The organism is Sulfurovum sp. XGS-02 (genome assembly GCF_023213175.1).
Lineage (GTDB): Bacteria > Campylobacterota > Campylobacteria > Campylobacterales > Sulfurovaceae > Sulfurovum.
In genome coordinates this window covers 382,641-405,825 of record NZ_CP093312.1, presented here as the reverse complement: position 1 = coordinate 405,825, position 23,185 = coordinate 382,641, and the positions used below count along the sequence as shown (strand labels likewise).

Here is a 23,185-nt window from a genome sequence, read left to right as displayed (position 1 = left end):
ATCCTTAAAAATAAATTGGCTGATTATAGCTAAAAAAAATGAAAAAAAGGAATCAAGTTATTCACAGGGGTGAAAGAGGGGTGAATAACTTCACTTTATGATAAGAATAAGATTTACTTTTTCACAACAAACGTCACGAAATTTGCCCATTGAAATATCGTTTCAACGCTCTTAAATCCTGCATCTTTGCACATTTGTATATTCTCTTTGATCGTAAACGGTATCAGTACATTTTCCAATGCTTCGCGTTTTTGTGCAATCTCATATTCACTGTATCCCTGCCCTTTTTTATACTCATAGTAGATATCTATGAGCTCCTTGTCAAGCTTTTTATCTTCAAAGACCACTTTCTCGGAAAAAATGAACAACCCGTCTTCGTTTAATCCCTTATACAACTTCTTGATAAGCTCCACACGCTGCATAGGGCGGATAAACTGTAACGTATAGTTAGCCACTATGATATCTTCATTTTGATAGTCATACGTCAACATGTCAGCCAATTCCAGCTCTATCTCCGCACCGAAAGCCTGACATTTCTGCTCTGCCCTGTCCAGCATTGCCTGTGAATTATCCAAACCTTTCAGTTGCATCCTAACATCCATTTTACTGTGAAGATCGAGTAGGAACTTTGCGGTAGAGGAACCAAGATCAAGCACTTTTTTACCCTCTTTTTGTTCTGCAAGTATCACGGAGATGATCAACTTGCGTACTTCATCATAAAAAGGCACCGAACGGCTCAACATATCATCAAAAACAGACGCGACTGCTTCATCAAATTCAAATTTCTTTTCTATAGGCTTATTAAACACTTTATCTTGCATCATTTTTTCTTTACAATTTATTTTTATCATTATATTCAAAGAGTAGTCTAAATCAGTTGAAGCGATAAATATGCAAATCTCATCTTTTTTCATCCAAATCAAAGCTTTTTCTATTAGAATTAGAGATAAGGGATTAGAATTAAAAATATGGAAAAATTAACTATACTTATTGTAGATGATGACAAAACCACTACCTCTATACTTAACCATATGTTATATGGATATACAGATCATATACTGACGGCATCGAATGGCTTAGAGGGTCTTGAATTCTATCAGGAACATCAACCGGATATTATCCTTTCTGATATCAATATGCCGCACATGAATGGCCTGGAGATGGTTGAGCAGATAAGAAAAAACGATGAAAATGTAAAGATAGCCATCTTTACAGACTTTGAAAACCGTGATATCCTCCTTAAAGCGATCGAGCTTGGAGTGAACCAGTTCCTATCTAAGCCGTTTGCCTCTAAAAGCTTTTCCAAAACCATACAAAGCCTTTATGATGATGTTATAGAGAAAAGACACAGCAACAGAGAGATCCAAAGACAGCAGAATATTCTTCATGCCATCAACGAGATGTCCCATAATTTTTTACAACAATCAGACTGGATGCAGGCACTCAAACAAGAGATGCAGAACCTGAAACAGGCTTCTGACATGTCATCCATATTTATCTACCAGAATGATCAGGATGAAAACAACCTATCGGCGCAAAAACTTCTCTATATCAACGATAACCCCGATGCAAAAAGTAAAAAACGTATCCACTACCGAAAACACTATTTTATGCGATGGAAGAACCAATTAGAAAAAAACCTCCCTATCAATGGAAGCAGAGAGGATTATGACAACTCAAAAAAGAAACTCCTGGATCTCTTTAAGATCAATTCTCTGCTGATATTGCCTATCTTTGTACAAGATAAATGGTGGGGATTCCTGGGTATCGGGGATGAACACAAAGAGACACTCGAATCTACCAATGTCGAAATGCTCAGTACTGCTGCATCCATCATCGGAGCCGCTATCAATAACAGAGATAACCTTAAATCACTTGAGATGTCTTCAGCGGTCTATGAACATACCATGGATGGCGTTTTGATCACAGACAGCCATAACCGCATTCTACATGTGAATGATGCATTTGTTGACATTACAGGCTATTCATTGGAGAATGTGATAGGCAAAGATCCCAAGATCCTTAAATCCGGAAAACACGATAACCACTTTTACCAAAAAATATGGAACCAATTGTCTGAGAACGGATATTGGCAAGGAGAGATCACTAATCGTAAAAAAAATGGTGAGATCTATATTGAGTGGCTCAGTATCAATACGATCAAAAATGCTCAGGGAATGATCGAAAATTTTATCGGTATCTTTTCCGATGTCACACACCAGAGAAAAGATGCACATGACCATGCTTACCTAGCCACACATGATCCCCTTACCGGTCTATCCAATCGACTTTTGTTCAATGATAGATTGGAACATGCGATCAACCATGCAGACAGGTTCAAAAAATGTATCAGTCTCATATTTTGTGACCTGGACAATTTTAAGCCGATCAACGATACCTTTGGTCATACCGTAGGTGATGAGATACTCAAAAGAGTAGGAAGTGCTCTTCAAGGGATCTTAAGAAAAGAGGATACCATATGTCGTTTCGGCGGTGATGAATTTGTCATTCTCGTTGAAGAGCTGCACAGTTTTGAATATCTTGACGACATCTTACGGAGGATCAATGCACTGACTCATACACCTTGTCTCATCGAAGGGAATACGATCTCTATAGGTATGAGTATCGGTGCTTCGATCTATCCGGATGACGGTGTGACACCAGAAGCCTTAATAAAGTCTGCAGATACCGCGATGTACAAAGCAAAGAACGGCGGTAAAAATCGTATAGAGTATTCTCAGACAGATCCTGATCTCTATTGTCTCAAAAAATACAAAGGTTTAGGTGAAGCAGACGTACACTACTCTACCTAGGCGATTTTAAAAGAGATTATCGGTCAAACCTCTCTAGGCCTCACTGTGTAATAATCTCTTTTTTGCTACATTTATATCATCAAAGATTTGTTCTCTCAAGGCATCCAGACTGTCAAACTTTTGATTGATACGAATAAAGTCTACAAATTCCAACATGATCTCCCCTTTGACTTCGGCTATCTCTTGATCTAAGATATGTGTCTCTACTGCATAAGAGTCATCAGTTGTCACACGATGTCCTAAAAAACTTACAGAGTCGAACCGTTGACCATCGATCCATGTGTGTGTTGCATAGACACCTTCCAATGGGAGTTGATACTCTTTTACATGTAAATTAATCGTAGGAACCAACTCTTTTTTACCCAATCCCTGTCCCGGTACCACTCTGCCTTCTATATGATAGGTTCTTCCAAGTAATTGATTTGCCCGTTTGATCTTTCCTTCACGCAGATACGTTTTGATGATACGAGAGTGGACAGGTGTCTCCCCAAGAGTCACCTGGTCCACGATGGAGATCTCTTTATCTGTCAGCATTTTCATCATCTGTCCATTCCCTGCTTTATTTTTACCAAAATGAAAATCATACCCTACAACGATCGTTTCGAGTGCAGGAAAATCAGCTTCAAGTTTATCTACAAAGGCTTCAGGTGTTAATGATTTTATCTTGTCAAAATGGTAAAAGCAGCAGACTTTGGAAGTAAAGAGCGAACGTTTATATCCTGGTGTCAGATAACCGCTGTTTCTCTCTATAATCACCAATGCATCTACCTTATCGATGAGCGCCTGATGTCCAAGATGGATGCCGTCAAATGATCCGATGGCGATACGCTTGATCTGATTAAGCAACGGCAACGCTAATTCTCCTGCTTTCTAAAATGATACAGATACTCTTGGTTCCCCTCTTTACCCTGGACCTGAGAGAGTGCCTGATAGCAAAGCTCCCATCCCAACTTTTCAGCCTGGATTTCAAACGCCTCTTTTCGTCTGGCTATCGCATCAAGATCCTGTACCACACCTCTGCTGTCACGTTTTACATCCCTGCCTACTTCAAACTGTGGTTTATAGAGGATGATAATATCTGTACCCTTCTGACTAAGCCTATCTATATCATCTATGATCTGTAATATAGAAATAAACGAGACATCACAGGTGATCAGTTCAAATGCATCATCACTTTGAAATTCCCGTATATCTGTCTCTTCATACAGTGAAAGTTTTTCATTGTTGCGCAGCGAGATATGCAGCTGGTCCTTACCTACATCGACACAGGAGAGGCTTGCCACACCGTTTTCCAGTACGATCTGGGCAAAGCCGCCCGTACTGGAACCTATGTCCAACGCTTGTTTCCTTTCAAAGTCCACCGGATGCTCAGCCAAAAAGTTCTCCAGCTTTCGGGCTGCACGACTGACATAAAACTTTGTATCTTCTACTTCAACGATACTTTTTTCATCTACTTTGGCTGAGGCCTTGGCCTTCTTGCCATCTATGAGGACTAACCCGGCCTTTATCGCATCATTTGCACGGTTACGGCTTTCAAAGTAACCCTCTTCTACCAAATATTTATCCAGTCTCATAGCATTTGCCTCATCTCTTCTTCTGTCAATGTTTTCACTCCCAGGCTCTCAGCCTTGGTCAGCTTGGACCCTGCATCCTCACCATAGACCACATAGTCTGTCTTTTTACTCACAGAACCGCTCACCTTGGCTCCCAGTTTTTCAAGCATCTCTTTGATGACCCCGCGGCTGACGGACATGGTCCCGGTCAGTACTACCGTTTTACCTTTGAAAGGGTTCTCTTCTGCTTCGATTTTCTCTTCTACGGTAGGCTCTATCGTTTCAAAAAGTTGCAAGACAAAATCGTGGTTGACACGCATAAACTCCAGGAGTGAATTTGCCATCTCTTCGCCGATACCGTCTATGGCTACAACAGCATCAAATCCTGCATCTACAATGCCCAGTCCAAACTCCAGTGCTAATGCCTTACTCGCTACCTCTCCGATATGCTCGATACCCATCGCATTAATAAGACGATAGAGCGGTACACCTTTGGTCGCCTGTATAGCACCTATGAGATTATTGATCCGCTTCTCTTTAAAGCCTTCAAGATGTTCAAGGTCTTCATACGTGATAAAATAAAGATCAAGAATATCTTTAATAATCCCCTCTTTAACCAGCAGTTCAACGATCTTACTTCCCAACCCGTCAATATTCATACACCCTTTTCTCGCAAAGTGGATGATCGAGTTGATCACACGGTCAGGGCAGTGAAGATTCTGACATTTGATCAATGTCCCTTCATCAAGCAGTTCACTCTTACAGGTAGGACACTCTGTAGGGCGTGTAACACTTATTTCACTTCCCTCTCTACGGTCTTCCAATACCTTGATGATCTTCGGTATCACATCCCCGCTTCGTATGATGATAACAGCATCACCGATATGGATATCCTTACGCTCGATCTCGTCGAAGTTGTGCAGGGTAGCACGGCTTACCATCGCACCTTCAATGTTCACAGGTTCGATCTCTGCTACCGGGGTCACCACACCCGTACGTCCGACCTGCAGCGTGATCGCATTGATCTTGGTGACTTTCTCGACTGCGGGGAACTTATAGGCACACATCCATTTAGGGACTTTTACTGTGTAGCCAAGCTCCTCCTGTTTGGACACCTCATCGACCTTTAGGACCATACCGTCCATCATCATCGGTATCTCATCACGTTTCTCGATCAACATACGGTAAAAGGCTTCTATCTCCTCAATACCTTGACAATCCTGTGCAAACGGCGGCTCTAAAAAGCCCAAACTATAGATATAGTCCATCTTCTCGGAGAGTTTTCTATGTTCCAGACTGTTCTCACCAAGCCCCCATGGATAGAAAACCAGTCTTCTTTTCGCAGTAATAGAACTGTCAAGCTGTCTTAAACTCCCCGCTGCGGCATTACGCGGATTGGCAAAGAGGCTTTCCCCCTCTTCTATGCGCTCTTCATTGATCTTCTCAAAGTCACTCTTGCGTATCACCACTTCACCACGTATCTCGATACGTCCATCATAATCGATCGTAAGTGGTACAGAGCGTATAGTCCGTACATTATCTGTCACCTCTTCACCGATCACACCATCCCCGCGTGTAATGGCACGCACAAGCTTTCCACCTTCATAAAGAAGGTTCATACTCGCCCCATCGAATTTCGGTTCACAGAAATACTCGCACGCTCCTACATTTTTCTCTACACGCTCCAGCCACTCTACCACCTCATTGCGGTCAAAAACATCCTCCATACTCCACATACGTTTGATGTGTTTCGCCTTGGAGAACTCATCACGCACGACGCCCCCAACACGTTTTGTAGGTGAATCCTCTGCCACATCTGAGGGGTGCTCTATTTCATAGTCCAACACTTCATGGTAGAGCCTGTCATACTCTTCATCACTGGCAACAGGATTATCTTCGACATAGTAGGCATGGGCCCATTTTTTAAGGAGTTGGATCTTTTCTTGGTATTGTTCGTTTGTCATTGTTTATAGTTTACTTTCTCTTTTTTTCCGTCATATTTGGGCATGGTATGCAGGATATAGACATCCAAAAAAGCTTTTGCCCTTGCAAAATACTCTCTAGCTTTCATCCTATAGGCAGTCATCGTACCCGGTATATCTTTTGCTATAAAACCTATGGCTTTTTGTCCTTTGGCTTTAGCGATGAACAACGCTCTTTCAAGGTGAAATTTCTGAGAGACGATTATATAGTCTTTTAGGTCAAAAATCGCTTCGGCTCTGACCACAGAATCAAGGGTTCTTAACCCAAAAGGATCAAGCGTAATATAGCGGCTCGGTACCCCTGCTTTTATCAGATCTTTTTGCATCTTGCTTGTCTCATTATAATACTTGGTACTGTTATCCCCTGAAACCACTATGGCTTTGACCTTCCCTGCCTTAAAGAGGTCGACCGCAGCACGAATACGATAAGTATAAAAGTAGTTTTTTCCGCCGCCTATCATATATTTTGCTGTACCTAACACCAAGGCAGCTTTTTTTGCCGGAACTTTGTCGATACGCTTATAGATATTTGGTTCTGACTGTTTTGAGATCAACATATATACGACCAGCATGGCTATCACTGTGAACAGGACAGAACCGAGTATCCACTTTAGTATATGTACCACGGATTATAGCATCGCTCTCAAGACTGCCAAAGCCTGTTGATGCTCAGCCACATCATGACAACGTACGATCGAAGCACCGTTCTCAACTGCTTTCAGATGGATGGCCAAAGTACCCGGCAAACGTTGTTCAGGAGTAGAAGTGCTTATTTTATGGATCATCGATTTTCTGCTTGCACCCACCAGCAGTTCACAGCCAAAGACTTTAAAATGTGCCATGTTCCTGATCAAGGTCAGATTATGCTCCAGGGTTTTACCAAAGCCTATCCCTACATCCAGAATAATATTTTTTCTCTCAAGTCCAAGTGCTTCACATTTCTCGATACGCGCCTCGAAAAAATCACTGACCTCCACCATGACATCCTCATAGTGCGGGTCTTTCTGCATCGTCTTCGGTGTGCCTTTCATATGCATGATGCAAAGCCTGGCATCATATTTGACTGCAAGCTGGATGAGGGCATCAGCACTGGCCCCTGTAATATCATTGATCAGCGTAAATCCGCTCTTGAGTGCATACTCAACGACAATAGGCGTATAGCTATCTACAGAAAACGTTGCCTCTTCATAGAGTTTTTCCGCTTTGATAATGTCACAAATGGGTTGAATGCGTGACAACTCCTCTTCTGCACTGACCTCATCTGCCCCCGGACGGGAAGAGACAGCACCTACATCGATGATACCTGCACCTTTGTCTATCATCTCTTTGATCTCTCTAATGGCATCTTCCGCTTTAAATCTGCTTCCCGAAAAGAAGCTGTCATCGTTCGCATTGATCACACCCATGATCTGCACAGGATAGTTTTTTGTGGAGAGAAACTTCTTCAGCTCCCTAGCGACAGTTTTAAGTCCAAACGGCTGTGGCAACTCTTTTTTGGAAAGGATCTCCATATGTTTTCTCGTTCCCATAAGGATACAGTCATAGGTAGGTTTTTCACAGAGTATGACCCCGCCGGGTACAGCAAGCTCTGCACCTATACTGAGGGCGTCTTGTTTGAGGATGTTGGCAGCGGGGGTCTTAAGGTCTTTGATAAAAAAATGGAGAAGTTCCATCTTCTTCGCCATAATATCCACACCCCCGCTCTCCACATTCAGTGCTTTAAGGGCTGCTTTTTTATCTGTGATATGTCCAAGTTGATAGATTTTCATGTAGCCCCTTTAGAGTCTTACTATATTTTACCGTTTTTTTCGAGCCAGAAGTTTCAAAAGCAGGGTATTCAGTACAAATGGCGGCGGTGATCCTACATCCAGTGCGATAAAGGCATTCGAAAATAGATTTAGCGTTTTTTCATCCAAGTTATACACCTGTGAATAGATAGCCTCTTTGCTGATGCGTTCCACAAGCGATTTCATCGTTTTGGCATCTGTACGTTTGTGAGTCTGCACAAACTCATAGACCGTAGCCAAAGAGAGCTGGGAAACATCCAGCTCCAGAGCTTCCTCTTCCCCAGATGAATCACGTATTGTAATAGGTAAACGTGAACGGATCGTATCCAGGATCGTCGCTTTGTTCGGGGTAATGAGAATAAACTCTTTTTTAGGTGGCGGTTCTTCTATCACTTTTAACAGTTTGTTCTGTACCACCGGAGAGAATGTTTTCGCTGCAAGGATAATGACCGTGGTCTCATCGCTGGCCATATGCGCCTTTTCTATCGCCAGTTTTGCATCTTCAACTAAGAAATTATCCTCTTTGATGATCTTCACAAAACGTTCATTTTTCTGCAGTCCTTCAAGCTGGATCACTGTGTCATCGATATTGCTGCTGATGATCACTTGGCTGACTAGTCTCATGACTCTAGATCTAAGTCCCCGAAAAGTGCTGCTGAGAGTGTGTTGTCAAAAAGTTTGAAGAGCTGTAAGAGTTTAATATCTAGTAAAGGATCCGAACTGCGCAGGGCAAAACTGTCCTGGACCTCTTCATCCATGACCCATAAAAAACTGTTTTCATTTCTGTAAGCGAGTTTGGTGTAAGGGTGGTCTCCCTTACCTATATACCAAATATAATAACCGTTAGGATAAGAGATCTCCAACATATCTTCAAGCAGTTGCAGGTCCTGTGTCGATCTCATCTCTTTAAAATGAGGGAAACAGGTCGATAGACAGAAGAAAGGAAGAAGCGGCCTGTTTTTTTTCAGGTCATTGATATGGTTCAAGATATAGTGAGCGAACCAATCATGGAATTCATCCGTAATGATAAGCGCTGTTTTCCCTTCAATGCTCTGGGAAACAGCACTTTTGGCCAAAGGTGCCCACTCATAGCGGTACTCTTCCATCCATGAAAAAGAGGACTCCTCTTCACGAATGGTCTCCAGTGTCCACTTTAACAGCTGCTGCATCAGGCTACTTGTCTAATTCAAAAGCTTCATGAAGTGTACGGATGGCAAGCTCACCGTACTTCTCATCTATCACCATAGAGACCTTTATCTCTGATGTCGAGATCATCTGTATGTTGATGTTATTTTCTGCAAGCTTAGTGAACGCTTTCGCAGCTACACCAGAGTGGGATTTCATTCCTACACCCACAACAGAAACTTTACATACATGCTCATCAAAATCCATCCCCTGGATATCATGGTCAAAACTTTCCATCAGTTTTTTGGCATTTTCATGCTCACTTTGCGGTACGGTAAACCCAAGATTTGTTGAACCGTCAGTACCCATATTCTGAATAATCATATCGACATTAATGTTCGCCTCTGCCAACATTGTGAAAATCTCTGCTGCGATCCCCGGTCTGTCTGAAACACCTCTAAGTGTCACTCTTGCCTGGTTTTTGTCAAGGACAACACCACTTACTAATACCTCTTCCATACTATTGCTCTCCTTTGTGATAAGCGTACCTTCATTGTCGCTAAAACTACTTTTAGCGTATAGTTTTACATTAAGTTTTTTTGCCAATTCTACTGAACGGTTCTGTAATACCTTTGCTCCCAGTGACGAAAGCTCCAACATCTCATCATAAGAGATCGTGTCAAGCTTTTTTGCATTGGGTTCAATACGCGGGTCGGTTGTATAGATACCGTCTACATCAGAATAGATCTCACACTGGTCCGCCTTTAATGATCCGGCCAATGCAACAGCAGAGAGGTCTGAACCACCGCGTCCCAGCGTCGTGACCGATCCATCTTTGTTGATACCCTGGAAACCTGCAACGATGACGATCTTACCCTCACCTATGGCATCCTGCATTGCAGATGGATCTATAGACTCGATACGTGCATAGGTATGGGTATTGTCTGTCACGATACCCGCTTGGCGTCCGGTCATGGCTACGGCATCATAGCCTTTTGACTGTAAAGCGATAGATAGCAGTGCAGCAGTAACACGCTCTCCCGAACTAAGCAGCATATCCATCTCTTTTTTTGCAGGATTCTTCGTAAAGTGCTCTGCATAGCCTATGAGTTTATTGGTTTCGCCGCTCATTGCAGAGACAACGACCACAATGTCATTACCGGCTTCTCTTGCTTTTACTACACGGTTGGCCACATTTTCGATACGATCCAAATCTCCAACACTTGTACCACCATATTTATGTACAACTAACATCTATATCAAACCCTCTTCTATAAAATAATCGATCACCCTACGATAGACTTTACGTTTAAAGTAGGTCACCTTTTTAAATAACTGTTCATACTCTACAAACTCATACTCTTCAAACTCAGGAATATCATACGCCTGTAGATTGATGGTTGCGCTCTCTTTAAGGCGTACCAAAAAATATTTTTGTGTCTGCCCGTCAAAAGGGTATGTTTTACCTCGTGATTTTTTAGGAAAGTCATAGGTAATCCATTCCGGAAACTCCCCTAGTACCTCTACATTATCACAGCCTATCTCTTCCAACAATTCCCGTTTCAATGCTTCTCGAGGTGTTTCACCCTCATCGATACCTCCTTGAGGAAATTGCCACGCGTTCTTGATATCACTTCGATGTGCTACAAAAAACTCGCACTTGTCCGGATATTTGGGAGAGAGTATGACAGCTGCAACATTGGGCCTATAGCTCTTTTTCTTTTGCATACTTTTACTCATTTCACTATCTAATTCCATAGGACGCAACAAAGCTCAAATGGTTTTATTGCGTTAGCACTGTGCCTCCTTTCCTTCCAAAGCAGGCAAAGAGACAGGTCTCTTTTGATAATCAGTGCCAAATTGTATTTTCACTTTAAATTGACTAAAGTTTATCGATACATTCCTAATTTTCTGATATTATTCTATCTAAACTGCGGTTACAAACATTTGAAAAGTGAGAAAACTATTTGCTAATTTATCTTCATATCCCCTACTGTGATTCTAAGTGCAACTACTGCAGCTTTAACACATATGTCGACAAATTCGAAACCCAGTCCAAATATATGAAAGCGCTCTATGAGCAACTCACGTTTGAACTCAAACGGTTTGATGTCAAACCGCACACTGTAGAAACACTTTTTATAGGCGGGGGTACACCTTCAACGGTAGAGCCTGAACTCTATGCACCCATCTTTGAACTGCTTCATCCCTACCTGAAAAAAAATGCGGAGATCACCACAGAAGCAAACCCCAACTCTGCGAGCAGAGCATGGCTTGAGGGCATGAAAAAGCTTGGTGTGAACCGTGTCAGTTTCGGGGTACAGAGTTTTCATGCACAGAAGCTCAAAGCACTCAACCGCGCACACAATCCGAAACAGGCCAAAGAAGCCGTACAGACTGCTAAAGCGCTTGGGTTTGTACATCTCTCTTTGGATCTGATATACAACTACCGGGGTGATACTAAAGAGATGCTTTTAAATGACATCAAGGAAGCCTTTTCTCTGCCTATTGATCATATATCTGCCTATGAACTTACCATAGAGGACGGTACAAAGTTTTCCATGACCCCTGAGGTGAGGCAGGAAAATGAGGATCTTGCTTTTTTCGTTACAGAAGAGATAGAAAAACGGGGATTTAAGGCCTATGAGATCTCAAACTTCGGTACCTACCAAAGCAGACATAACCGAGGGTACTGGGAACTCAAAAACTATATAGGTGCAGGGGCCGGTGCCGTGGGATTTTTAAAAAATAGGCGTTATTATCCCCAAACCGATATCGAAGCCTATGTTGCAGATCCCCTTCGCATCACCGAAGAGCTACTCACCCCGGATGAACTCCTGACAGAAAAGATCTTTCTAGGCTTGCGCAGCAGTGTGGGTGTAGAGAAAGCGCTTCTTACAGAGGCGATGATAAAAAAAGCGGATATCCTTTGTGAAAAAGAGAAACTGCGTTGCGATGCTACACATTACTATAACGATAATTTCTTCTTGAGTGACGAACTCGCACTCTACATTTTAGGATAATTTGATAAAATACAGCAATTAAATTACAAGGTATATTATGTTTGGTATCGGCTTTACTGAGTTACTTCTTATTTCTATTGTTGCTATACTCTTTTTGGGGCCGGATAAACTACCTCAAGCGATGATAGAGGTCGCGAAATTTATCAAAGGTGTAAAAAAGACTGTAAGTGAGGCAAAAAGTTCTCTTGAAGAAGAGATGAAGATCGCAGACCTTAAAGAAGAAGCACTCAATTATAAGAAACAACTGGATGAAGCAACGAACGAACTGAGAAATTTTAAAAACATAGATTTTGATGAGTTTGAGGAGGAGATCTCAACCGAGTCTCCTAAAACGATCACAAAAGAGTCTCATGAAAATGAGCCTAAGACAAAAGAAGCATCGAAAGAAGACGATAAAGTTGCCACTCAGGTTGAGGCGAAAAATGACACGGTAACATTTACAAAGCCCAAAAAACAAAAGAAAAAAGAAGCGACGGATGAAACAACAGACAAACCTGAAGGTGATGCATAATGTTTAGTGAACTCAGACCCCACCTTGTTGAACTACGAAAAAGACTCGGACTCTCTGTACTCTCGGTATTTATTGCCTTTATCATTGCATTTTTCTTTCATGAAGCGATATTGGCATGGATCACAGCACCTTTGAATGAAGCTCTAGACCAAGTCGCACACCTTTCAAAAAAGGCTGCTGAGGGTATGGTAACGACCCACCAGGTCGGTGGTGCATTTTTTGTCGCACTGAAAGTTTCATTTTTTGCAGGACTATTGGGGGCACTGCCGTTCATACTCTATCAGATCTGGCTTTTTGTTGCACCCGGGCTGTACAGTAATGAAAAAAAGATGATCCTCCCGTTTGTGATAGGCGGCTCCATTATGTTCTTTGTAGGTGTACTGTTTGCCTACTATGTCGTGACACCGTTTGGATTTCAGTTCCTCATTACCTTTGGTTCTTTTCTCTATACACCGCTGATCAATATTGAAGACTATGTCGGCTTTTTTACAAAGATCATGATGGGATTCGGTATCGCATTTGAACTGCCGGTATTTGCCTATTTCTTAGCCCTTCTCGGACTTGTTACAGATAAAACACTCAAAGACTTTTTCAAATATGCCGTACTGATCATCTTTGTCGTGGCAGCACTGCTTACACCGCCGGATGTACTGACACAGCTTCTTATGGCTGCACCGCTTGTTCTACTCTATGGTCTCTCTATTCTTATCGTACGTGTGGTCAACCCGCACATTGAAGATGAGGATGAAGAGGCTGATGAAGATGAAGAAACCGCCCAAAGCACGCTATAACCCTCTATATGAATGAAGAACTTCTAACAAAAAACTATGACTATGAACTCCCCGAAGGGTTCATAGCTACGACACCCGTGCACCCCAGAGACCATGCAAAACTGCTCGTCTATAATAGAAAAACCGATACAGTCACCCACACTACGTTTAAACATTTACTGAATTTTCTGCCTGAGGAGTGTGATGTATTTCTCAATGATACGCGTGTCATTAAAGCACGTATTTTTGGTCAGAAAAAAGCTCTCAACAATCAGGGTGGAGGTAAAGTAGAGCTTCTTTTTAATAAACCTCTTGATGCACACCACTATCTTGTACTCATCCGAGGTAAGGTGAAAGTAGGCACTGAACTACTGTTTGATGATGAACTTGTGGCTACGGTGACCGGGTTGAATGATGACGGTTCACGTATCGTGACATTTACGCATCATGGCAAAGAGATACGTTTTGAAGAGTTGGTGCTTGTGCTTGATGCTATAGGACACATTCCTTTGCCGCCTTATATGCAAAGAGAAGACAGTAAGGAAGATGAGTCAGACTATCAAACACTCTTTGCCAAAAATGCCGGTGCCGTTGCTGCCCCTACAGCTTCATTGCATTTTACCCCTGAACTTTTCTCGGCATTGGAGGCGAGACATAAAACACATACAGTGACACTCCATGTGGGTGCAGGGACCTTTAAGCCCGTCGAGGCTGAAGAGATACTCGACCACCCGATGCACTCTGAATATTTTGAAATCCCTGAAAGCTCTGCAAAAGTGCTTGACAGTGATACCCCTGTTTTGGCCATAGGTACAACAGTAACTAGAACGATCGAGTATTATGCACGTACGAAAAAAACGCACGGGGAGTGTGACCTCTTCTTAAATCCTTCCAACCCGCCTCAAAGAGTCACCTATCTACTCACCAATTTTCATTTACCTAAAAGCACACTTATCATGCTTGTCTCTTCTTTTATTGGAAGAAAAAAAACGTTAGACTTATATAAAGAGGCCATAGAGAAAAAGTACAGATTTTTCTCCTATGGGGACGCAATGTTAATACTTTAGAAAGGAGTAGCTGTGAAAGTGAGAGGGGAATATATTTTATTGTTCATTTCAACCCTGTTTCTTTTGAACGGGTGTGCACAGAAGAAGCCCTACAGCTATCCCAATTATGACATCATCAAACCTGAAAAAACCTGTAGTCCCAACAGAAATAACATTCAAGAACTACTCTACTCTTATCTTGGGAAACCTTACGTCTGGGCAGAAGAAGGCCCATATGCCTTTGATTGTTCAGGGCTTACCTATAATATTTACGGTTCCATGGGGATAGATATCCCCCGTGTAGCCAGAGAACAGGCAAAAATGGGGAAAAAAGTGGCCTTTCAAAACCTCCATTACGGTGATCTTATCTTCTTTGGTCCGCCTAACAAAAGAAGTAAAAGGATCAACCATGTAGGTATCTATCTTGGGGATGGATGGTTCGCGCATGCCAGCAGCAAAGAGAGAAAGGTGACTGTCAGTCACTTTGAGAAAGAACCCATCTACGTCAAACGTATGAAAGTATGTAAACGCTATTTGAGTGAAGATGAACGTGCAAAATATATGAATTGCGATGTCCCCTTACAAAAGATGGAAATTACGACTTCACGCTATACGACACCCTGGCAACCGGGTATGAAACTACCTAAAAAAGCTGTGCCGAGCTAAAGCGTTCATCAAGTGAATTTAAATGTATGCTTTTATAGTAAAACCATGAAAAAGATCACCTCTCTCTCCTTCACTTTTACACTCATACTTCTGTTTAACGGGTGTAAACCCGATCCTCATCCTAAAAATCCCAATTATGCGATTCAAAAACCTATGATAAAGTGTGAACCCACTAAAGAGAATCTTGACAAAATGGTGAAAGAACTCCAGGGGAAGCCCTATGTGTGGGCAGAGGAAGGGCCTGATCAGTTTGACTGTTCCGGATTTACCTACTATCTCTACGGCAGTATGGGCATTGAGATACCACGTGTTGCCAGAGAGCAGGCAAAAAACGGGAATGAGATCAAAATGGATGAGCTGGTCTATGGTGACCTGATCTTCTTTGATACAGAGAAACATCCCAAAGGTAACATCACCCATGTAGGTATGTACCTGGGGAACGGCTGGTTTACCCATGCAAGCACCACCGAATACGAGATCGTCTACTCCAATCTCAATACCTCACCCTATTATAAAAAAAGACTGCGTATCTGTCGAAGATATCTGCCTGATGCAAAAGAAAAGATCGCAATGGACAACACCAAACCATGGAAAACAAAAGAGACTTTAAAGGCCAAGGTTGATCCTGTCACTGCGTTGCCTAAAGTCACGCAGAAACATGGCTTAGGTAATTTTTATGTACAGGTGGGTTCCTTCTCCGGAAGACCGCAGGATGCTTTGCTTCATAAAATTACAAGAGCAGGATACCACTATAAACTCATCGCATTTCCTCTCCATGGCAAAGAGATCACCAAACTTCTTATAGGGCCCTATAGACAAAGAGCCGATGCCGTAGCCCTTTTGGAACAGATCCGAACACAGATCCAAAAAGATGCGTTTATTGCAGAGATCCGTTAATGACAAGCAGCGCGATCATGCGGCTGCAATATACTGCTCAATAGAACGATTTAATGTCTGTATCCCAGATTTATACTTCTCATCATAACTGGCAAGTAGATCATACTTCTTGTAGAGGATCTGATGCAGTATATCATTGATCAAAGCATGCATCTCCTCTGCACCGATAGCGCCTGTCAATCCTCTCATATCTATACATAACATCTTTACCTGTTCATATCGGTGTTCTTTGATCAATTTGGTGAAGATCTCATCGCTGGTACCATAGGCTGTCGTGAACTCTTTTAGTATTTCACGGTAGAGGGTTTCACTGTTATTGGCATGGGTGATACCCTCATGAATATTGATCCCTTGATAACTAAGCGTCTCTTTGAGCTCAACTTCCTTCTTCTCAGCGTCTTCATCACCAAGATAGGTAGAGAATACCGTATAAAGTTTACCTATATTAAGCGGTTTTGCCAAAAATGCATTGATACCGCAGTTGAACATCTTGTCTATTTCGCTTTCCAAGACCAATGCTGTAAAGGCAACGATAGGCATCGCATCATACTGACTCTCAAGACGAATCTTTTGAGTTGCTACAAAACCATCCATGATCGGCATATTGATATCCATCAGCACCAGGTCAAATGGGACCTCGCTCTTCTGCACGATATCAACCGCTTCTTTTCCGTTGTTTGCAACACTGATATTCATTTCAGAAAGATGTAACAAATTAAGCAGTACTTTCTGGTTAATGAGGTTGTCTTCTACCAGCAGAATATTTTTCCCGGAAAAAGCTTTAAAAGAGTGTTGGGTGACACCTTTTGTCTCTATCATATCTTTTCTGTAGGTTAGTGCCTGTTTTACTTCACTCTTCTCTTCATCTTCATAGTCAGGTACTTTAATATCATACATATTGACGATCATCTCAAAAACACGCTCTTGATTGAGTGGTTTAAAGAGGTGTGCATCGATCACCTCATCCTCAATTTTATTTTGATTTGATACAAGCAATGAGTGAAGCGCAATCACTTTCAGTTCTTTATCCATCTTGATGCTATTGAGGTACTCGATTAACCTGATATCGAAGAGACCTTCCTCCAAAATAACGATATCAAAAGAGGTGAGGTTGGGCATGGTTTTCATGAATTCTTTTTTAGAAAGCACCGTCACCTCATGTCTGAAATAGGTGAACATTCTTTTGACAGCCAGCGCCGAATTGTAATTACTGTCAACAATAAATACCTTTTTCTCTATCAATGTTTTCTCAGGCAGGCGGTATCTTCGCTGATCTGACTTGTTCACTATGTCAAAAGGCAGAGTCAGCGTAAAGGTACTCCCTTTCTCTTCTATACTCTCTACTGTCAGTTTCCCCTTCATCATATCCACCAATGCATTGGCGACAAAAAGACCTAAACCTACGTATTTACCCGTATCGACATCATAATAAGGTATAAATAGATTTTCTAATGTTTTAGGATCGATCCCTTTGGCTTTATCGGTAAATTGGAACTGTAGTTCCACTGCTTCTTCAAATGAATCAAACATAGAAACTTCCAGTTTCACTTCATCCAGATCCACTTGCCCCATCAGGTATTCAAGTATACTTTTGAGTGTTTGTCCTAAATGCAGGGAGTCTCCCACCAAGTGTCGTGGAACATTTTTATGTATATCAAAAATAAGTTCGGCCTTGCTGCCCAAAAATTGTGAACATATAGATCCTGACACTTCGTTCAATACGTTATTGATATTAAACGCTTCATTGACTATCTCAACCTGTTTTGATTTTAACCTGAGAAAATCCAGAAGATCATGGGTAACATCTAAAAGTCTGCTTTCAGTGTTTCCTAAAACTGTATCTTTGTTTGTGGATGTTTTTGAGAGTTGTTGGCTTTCTTCGAGTGTCTCTTTCGCAATATTGTGAACATTTTCACTCATATTGGCAAGTAAGAGATTTTGATTTCTTTCCATCTCTAACTGTTTTTCGAACATGGACTTGTAAAACTGTTTCAACTTCTGTGTTTGATAAGATGTAACAAATAATATAGCTATACCTACTATCCCCAAAGTGAAGAGAGCGATCCATAGCCAGAAAACTTCCGATCCTACACCTTGGTCTATCTGTGCATGACTTATACTACTGAAGCCTACAATGACCATACTTATTTTGTTCAAATGCATACGATATTACCTTATTATCATAATTTAATATTCTCCATGCTGACATTTCCCTACTACAATTCTATCGAAGGATTTTATTTTTTTACTTATTTAGAAGTATAATATTTTATATGTGCCAAAACTTATACATAACTTGATAGTTTTTATACAGATGTCAGATGCGATTTAAAGAAGATACTAAAAGTTTTGGTACAATTTCATTATGAAATTAGCCAGTATAGATGTAGGACTTAAACGTATAGGTGTGGCGATATGCCTTGATGGGAGTATCGTCATACCTCAAAATGCCATCCTGCGTAAAAACCGTAATCAAGCTGCAAGGGATGTCAAAACTTTTTTAGAAGAGTGGGAGATAGAAAAACTCATCGTAGGTCTGCCAAAAGATGCCCAAAGTTCTGAAGAGATGGAGAGACGTATCAAACATTTTGTTTCACTGCTTGATCTGGATATAGAGGTCGCCTATCAGGATGAACAGAGTTCAAGCGTTGAAGCCAAAGAACTGACAATGGGCCAGTTCAGGCACAAAAAAGATGGGAAGCTCGATTCGATTGCTGCAAAGATCATCTTGGAACGATGGCTTGGGAAATAGTAAACTAAAGTCTCTTCTTTAATCCCTGAATTCTCTTATATGCTTTGTTTATATGCTCCTCTGTCACCTCTCCGCTTTGCACCAGTGACTTGATCGTCTCGACCAGTGTTTTTGTGCTGACTGTTTTTTTAGGATCAAGCTGATTTCCTATCAGCAAGATGTCATCTCCTGCATTGATCGCCAGTTTAAGTGTATTTTTCAACCCATACTTTTGACTGATCGCACCCATTTGAAGGTCATCCGTGATCACCACGCCATGATAGCCCAGTTTCCAGCGCAGCAGCTTTGTGATCGTCTTGTAAGAGAGACTGGCGGGATAGATTTCATCTATCTTTTGGTTAAAAACATGGGCAACCATGACGGTATCTGCCTTCTCTTTTAAAAGTCTATACGGTTCCAATTCAGTTTCTTGCCAAAGGTTCGTCACATCCACAAAACCTTTGTGGGTGTCACCGACCGAAGAGCCGTGTCCGGGAAAATGCTTGATGGAAGTAAGTACACCATTGCTGTGCATCGCATTGATAAATGCAGAGGCATATGCAGCTACTACTTTAGGATCTTTTCCAAAGGAGCGTCCTAAACCATGAATGACATGGTTTTTCCTGTTGATATCCAGATCCACGACAGGAGCAAGATCGTAATTGATCCCTACACTGCTGAGTTCTTCACTCATTTTTATATAGGTCTCTTTTATTTTATTTTGATCCATTTTGATCACATCTGAAGCTTTGGGAAATCTACCGTAAAAACCGTATTTGCTTTTAAGTCGCTGTACCTTTCCTCCCTCCTGGTCTACAGCGATGAGCAGTTTCCCATCCCTGCTGCATGCCTGCAGTTCTTTGGTCAGAGTGGCCAGTTGTTCTTTTGTGGCAATATTCTTTGGTTTATTTTTATCTACCGGGTTATAATCAAATAAAATCACCGCTCCGAGGTTATAAGCTTCTATATCTTTACAGATCTGACTCTCTTTGGATGCATGTGTACCATGAAAACCGACCATAAGCATTTGGCCTATTCTTTTTTCAAGAGACAACTCTTGTGCCCATGTATACGTAAAGAAAAACAGACCCAGCCATAAAAATTTTTTTATCATAAAAAATATCCTTTATTTTATCTTACTATTATAGTGTAACTACTCTTTATTTGCATACGGTTAACCTTCCTGTATTACACTACGCTTACAAGAGCATCGAGGGACACCTAAAATCTTCCCCCTCCCTTTTATAAAGTATTTTAGGACTCCTTTTAAAAACATTTTCTCCTTGTCCCAAAGATGCTCTTAGAAAAATACTTAATCTATTTTTATCCCTTTTTATTTATAATGTTTTCTTCTATTAGTATTCAGTTAACCTTATATCATTATAATACTTTTACAAGAGCATCATAAAGAGATGGACTTCTCTCCCCTGATATTTATTAGGTCTGTCTCTCATATCATTTTTCCCTCCCCTTTTACATAACTATGGTGCTCTTTGAAAAAATCTTTTTGATAAAATCGAACCAATTACACGATTTTTACATCTTCATAATGTATAATGTGTATAATCTATAAAATCATCTATAAAGGCACATTTTATGAAAAAATTATTCACCATATCCCTTCTGCTCTTGTCACTCTTCACCTATGCACACGCAGCTGAAGATAAAAGGTATTTAGCAGAAATGACCATGACTGACATCATGGGGAAAACTTATGATGTCTCAGGTACAGAGCAGGGTCTGAACATTAAGGGCCTTGAAGGGAAAGTCATATTTTTAGAATTTTTCGGACATAAATGTCCCCCTTGCCTCGCTTCCATTCCACATTTAATCAAGCTTCAAGAAAAATATAAAGAGACATTGGCCATTGTCTCTATCGAAGTACAAGGCTATACCCATGAAGAGGTCAAAGCCTTTGCAAAAGAGAAAGGGATGAACTACATTGTGGTCTCCGAAGAGAAAGCACCTGAATTGGTAAACTATATTCAGCAAAGAGCACAATGGAGAGGGAGTATTCCTTTCCTGGTAGCCATGGACACGAAAGGTGATGTACAGTTTGTACAAGCAGGTATGCTTCCAGAAGCGTCACTCGAAGAACTCATCTCTCAACTCTCCAAAACAGCCAAATAATCTATCTCTCCTCTTGCAGAGGAGAGGCATATTTCACTAAGAGAGTCTTACGATACCATTTTGTATCGTAATGATCCCCTCAAACTCTGCTTCATAGACCCTGTCTCCAAATTCTTTAAGACTCTCTTCGAACGTTGGTGACTTTTGGCAAAAATAAAAAAAATCATCTTTTTCCAGCCCATCATCCGCAACCTTTCCAAACATAGATGCAAATGTCTCTATATCATGTATGGCTATCGCATTCTTTGTCTGTAGCAACTGATTCGTACCCAGACTTTCGTCAAGTCTTTGCGGAAGTACAAAGATCTCTTTGCCCATCTTTAACGCATACTCAACCGAACGCATCGAACCGCTATTGAGATCAGCCTCTGTAACGATCAGAATATCCCCGAGTGCAACGACCAGCTCATTTCGTACCACAAAGCTCCACCCTGTGGCTCTGAACCCGTCATTGAACTGGCTAAGCACAAGTCCCTTGGTCTCTATACCCGCTATAAGACTTTGATTAACCGCAGGGTAGCGTATATCCAATCCGTTGGCTACCACTGCGATGGTATTCTCTTCTCCTGCTCCAGCGTGAGCAATTGTATCAACACCCATCGCTGCACCACTGACCACACAAACCCCTCGTTTGGCTAAAGCATTGGCAAGTGTATAGGTGCACTGTCGTGTGTAGTTTGAGGGTCGTCTTGTTCCCACTATAGAGACTTTGGGTCGCTGCAGCAGTTCCAGATTCCCCTTGTAAAAAAGTGAAGAGGGATACTTCTTCATGCCCTCCAAAGCAGGAATATGTTGGGTGAGTATCTGACTCATAGGGTGCCTTTTTTACACCCATGATATCATAGTGGCATATCCGGCATTAAAAATATTACATATTGTCATACTTTTGAAAAGAGTATGTCAATTCATATTGTGCCCTGACTAAAAGAAGGAAATACCCTTGAGGTACATATTATCGGTAAACTTCATCCATATACACCACTTCTATCCCTTTAAAAATAGCTGCTGCACTTGAAAGTGCTTTCATGGTTATTTTATGCGGATGCCCTATAGCGATGGCATACCCTTTTTTCTTCGCCTTTTTCACTGCCCTTTGAAGCTGTTTATGAATATACGGCACACTTTGTTGATTGTCTATAAACACATCCCTCGCCACATAAGCGTCACCGAATTCTTCTGCTATCATGGGTACTTTGGTAGAAGCGGTCGTTCGGCTGTCCACAAAGAGAAAACCTTCTTTCCTAAGCGCGCTATAAAGTCTCCGCATCGCAGCATAATTGTCAGTGAACACAGAACCTGTATGGTTGTTGATATAACGTGCCGTCGGGAAAAGAGCTCTCAGCTCATTCACTCTGGCATCTATCTCTGCTTTACTGAAAGTCGTGATGAGTGTTTTAGCCTGTGTGTTAAATTGTGCAGTGCCAGACTCCATCGGTAGGTGGATCATATAATGTTCTAAACCTTCTGCTAATCTATGTGAAGTGCTGGAACGCTCTGATGGAGGGAATATGGATGGGGTAAGTTTGATGCCTGTAGCCTGTATACGTTTGATCTGATCTCTTGTAGAGACATCATCTATAATGATCACGAGTTTTGGCTTTTGCGTGATCTCTGAAGATAGTACATTGTGAGTGATCATACGTTTTGGCATCTCATCTTTTGTAACCACCTCCTCCTCATTCGCTTCTTTTTGCAATAGAGGTTTGACAGAACTGTTTTTTTCTCTCTTTGGTGCCTTTTGAACAACGATCTCCTGTTTTTCACGAGGTTTTTTTGTTTTGATCTTCGACAGTTCCTCTAAAAACTTATTTGTACTGTCCCGTGTATCTCTCTTGTAGGTTTGTGTTGTCCTCTTTTGACCATCTGCCAGATCAAGTTGTCCCAAGAAATATCCAAAAACCACCATAGCTATCATCAAAAAAACACCTAGAACGATAAAAAGACTTTTTTTTAAAGTAGAACCCTTTGTACTTTTCTTGCGTCTTCGCTTTTGTACCGATTTTTTTCTGGAAGAAGATTTCGTAGTTGTTTTTTTGGGTTGATTTGCCATGAAGTCCACTGGTTTTAAATTTCAGCTATTGTAACAAAGTAGCATTAAGAATGGGATATAAAATAGAATAAAAAAAGTCCATTAAGAATAAAACTAACTGA

The 23,185-nt window shown here is 41.4% G+C and carries 23 protein-coding genes; 9 read left to right on the top strand and 14 right to left on the bottom strand.

What is annotated here, in order from left to right; translation table 11 throughout:
- Positions 1-113: 113 nt before the first annotated feature.
- Positions 114-821, bottom strand: a complete 708-nt coding sequence (cmoA, locus tag MN086_RS02060) for a carboxy-S-adenosyl-L-methionine synthase CmoA (RefSeq protein WP_248577076.1) — start codon at positions 819-821, stop codon at positions 114-116.
- 147 nt (positions 822-968) lie between these two features.
- On the opposite strand from cmoA, the gene MN086_RS02055 reads away from it, so the two are divergent.
- Positions 969-2,813, top strand: coding sequence for a diguanylate cyclase domain-containing protein (locus MN086_RS02055; RefSeq protein WP_248576402.1), 1,845 nt, complete (start codon positions 969-971; stop codon positions 2,811-2,813).
- Positions 2,814-2,846: 33 nt separating this feature from the next.
- On the opposite strand, the gene MN086_RS02050 is transcribed toward MN086_RS02055, so the two are convergent.
- Genes MN086_RS02050 through MN086_RS02010 form a run of 9 tightly spaced genes read right to left on the bottom strand, consistent with a single transcriptional unit; the run spans position 2,847 to position 10,988 of the window.
- The gene (locus tag MN086_RS02050) at positions 2,847-3,665 is read right to left on the bottom strand and encodes a bifunctional riboflavin kinase/FAD synthetase (RefSeq protein ID WP_248576401.1); all 819 of its coding nucleotides are present in this window, start codon (positions 3,663-3,665) and stop codon (positions 2,847-2,849) included.
- A gap of 2 nt (positions 3,666-3,667) precedes the next feature.
- Complete coding sequence (locus MN086_RS02045; protein WP_248576400.1) at positions 3,668-4,387, bottom strand: TlyA family RNA methyltransferase; 720 nt, start codon at positions 4,385-4,387, stop codon at positions 3,668-3,670.
- Positions 4,384-6,330 (bottom strand): NAD-dependent DNA ligase LigA, encoded by a 1,947-nt coding sequence (gene ligA / locus MN086_RS02040; RefSeq protein ID WP_248576399.1) that lies wholly within the window; start codon positions 6,328-6,330, stop codon positions 4,384-4,386. Before ligA ends, MN086_RS02045 begins: the two co-directional genes overlap by 4 nt.
- The gene (locus MN086_RS02035) at positions 6,327-6,974 is read right to left on the bottom strand and encodes a vancomycin high temperature exclusion protein (RefSeq protein ID WP_248576398.1); all 648 of its coding nucleotides are present in this window, start codon (positions 6,972-6,974) and stop codon (positions 6,327-6,329) included. Before MN086_RS02035 ends, ligA begins: the two co-directional genes overlap by 4 nt.
- Positions 6,975-6,977: 3 nt before the next feature.
- Positions 6,978-8,117 (bottom strand): dihydropteroate synthase, encoded by a 1,140-nt coding sequence (folP, locus tag MN086_RS02030; protein WP_248576397.1) that lies wholly within the window; start codon positions 8,115-8,117, stop codon positions 6,978-6,980.
- Between the two features lie 27 nt (positions 8,118-8,144).
- A complete protein-coding gene (locus MN086_RS02025) occupies positions 8,145-8,759 on the bottom strand; it encodes a DNA polymerase III subunit delta' (RefSeq protein ID WP_248576396.1) in 615 nt (204 codons plus the stop codon).
- Positions 8,756-9,304, bottom strand: a complete 549-nt coding sequence (locus tag MN086_RS02020; protein ID WP_248576395.1) for a HobA family DNA replication regulator — start codon at positions 9,302-9,304, stop codon at positions 8,756-8,758. The genes MN086_RS02025 and MN086_RS02020 overlap by 4 nt, the downstream gene beginning before the upstream one ends.
- Positions 9,305-9,308: 4 nt before the next feature.
- Entirely contained in the window at positions 9,309-10,514 is a 1,206-nt protein-coding gene (locus MN086_RS02015; protein WP_248576394.1) for an aspartate kinase, read from the bottom strand.
- On the bottom strand, positions 10,515-10,988 hold the full coding sequence (locus tag MN086_RS02010; protein WP_248577075.1) for an RNA pyrophosphohydrolase: 474 nt from the start codon (positions 10,986-10,988) through the stop codon (positions 10,515-10,517). It lies immediately after the preceding gene.
- A gap of 239 nt (positions 10,989-11,227) precedes the next feature.
- Here MN086_RS02010 and hemW point away from each other — a divergent pair, with 239 nt between their 5' ends.
- The 6 genes from hemW to MN086_RS01980 are packed head-to-tail and all read left to right on the top strand — an operon-like array spanning position 11,228 to position 16,173.
- Positions 11,228-12,283, top strand: coding sequence for a radical SAM family heme chaperone HemW (gene hemW, locus MN086_RS02005; protein ID WP_248576393.1), 1,056 nt, complete (start codon positions 11,228-11,230; stop codon positions 12,281-12,283).
- Between the two features lie 37 nt (positions 12,284-12,320).
- Positions 12,321-12,794: a Sec-independent protein translocase protein TatB gene (gene tatB, locus MN086_RS02000; RefSeq protein WP_248576392.1), complete on the top strand. Its 474-nt coding sequence runs from the start codon at positions 12,321-12,323 to the stop codon at positions 12,792-12,794.
- On the top strand, positions 12,794-13,585 hold the full coding sequence (gene tatC / locus MN086_RS01995; RefSeq protein ID WP_248576391.1) for a twin-arginine translocase subunit TatC: 792 nt from the start codon (positions 12,794-12,796) through the stop codon (positions 13,583-13,585). Before tatB ends, tatC begins: the two co-directional genes overlap by 1 nt.
- Before the next feature lie 8 nt (positions 13,586-13,593).
- The gene (queA, locus tag MN086_RS01990; protein ID WP_248576390.1) at positions 13,594-14,631 is read left to right on the top strand and encodes a tRNA preQ1(34) S-adenosylmethionine ribosyltransferase-isomerase QueA; all 1,038 of its coding nucleotides are present in this window, start codon (positions 13,594-13,596) and stop codon (positions 14,629-14,631) included.
- A 12-nt stretch (positions 14,632-14,643) separates the two neighbouring features.
- A complete protein-coding gene (locus MN086_RS01985; protein WP_248576389.1) occupies positions 14,644-15,276 on the top strand; it encodes a C40 family peptidase in 633 nt (210 codons plus the stop codon).
- A 45-nt stretch (positions 15,277-15,321) separates the two neighbouring features.
- Positions 15,322-16,173, top strand: a complete 852-nt coding sequence (locus MN086_RS01980) for an NlpC/P60 family protein (protein WP_248576388.1) — start codon at positions 15,322-15,324, stop codon at positions 16,171-16,173.
- A 15-nt stretch (positions 16,174-16,188) separates the two neighbouring features.
- On the opposite strand, the gene MN086_RS01975 is transcribed toward MN086_RS01980, so the two are convergent.
- Positions 16,189-18,336, bottom strand: a complete 2,148-nt coding sequence (locus MN086_RS01975) for a response regulator (RefSeq protein ID WP_248576387.1) — start codon at positions 18,334-18,336, stop codon at positions 16,189-16,191.
- A gap of 202 nt (positions 18,337-18,538) precedes the next feature.
- On the opposite strand from MN086_RS01975, the gene ruvX reads away from it, so the two are divergent.
- Complete coding sequence (ruvX, locus tag MN086_RS01970) at positions 18,539-18,925, top strand: Holliday junction resolvase RuvX (RefSeq protein ID WP_248576386.1); 387 nt, start codon at positions 18,539-18,541, stop codon at positions 18,923-18,925.
- Positions 18,926-18,929: 4 nt separating this feature from the next.
- On the opposite strand, the gene MN086_RS01965 is transcribed toward ruvX, so the two are convergent.
- The gene (locus MN086_RS01965) at positions 18,930-20,018 is read right to left on the bottom strand and encodes a glycoside hydrolase family 3 protein (RefSeq protein ID WP_248576385.1); all 1,089 of its coding nucleotides are present in this window, start codon (positions 20,016-20,018) and stop codon (positions 18,930-18,932) included.
- A 482-nt stretch (positions 20,019-20,500) separates the two neighbouring features.
- Between MN086_RS01965 and MN086_RS01960 the strand changes: the two genes are divergently transcribed.
- On the top strand, positions 20,501-21,034 hold the full coding sequence (locus MN086_RS01960) for a TlpA disulfide reductase family protein (protein WP_248576384.1): 534 nt from the start codon (positions 20,501-20,503) through the stop codon (positions 21,032-21,034).
- A 36-nt stretch (positions 21,035-21,070) separates the two neighbouring features.
- Here the strand turns inward: MN086_RS01960 and MN086_RS01955 are convergent, their stop codons facing one another.
- Both MN086_RS01955 and MN086_RS01950 read right to left on the bottom strand, forming a co-directional pair.
- Positions 21,071-21,847, bottom strand: coding sequence for a DNA-processing protein DprA (locus MN086_RS01955; protein WP_248576383.1), 777 nt, complete (start codon positions 21,845-21,847; stop codon positions 21,071-21,073).
- Positions 21,848-21,986: 139 nt separating this feature from the next.
- Complete coding sequence (locus MN086_RS01950; protein WP_248576382.1) at positions 21,987-23,084, bottom strand: divergent polysaccharide deacetylase family protein; 1,098 nt, start codon at positions 23,082-23,084, stop codon at positions 21,987-21,989.
- Positions 23,085-23,185 lie beyond the last annotated feature (101 nt).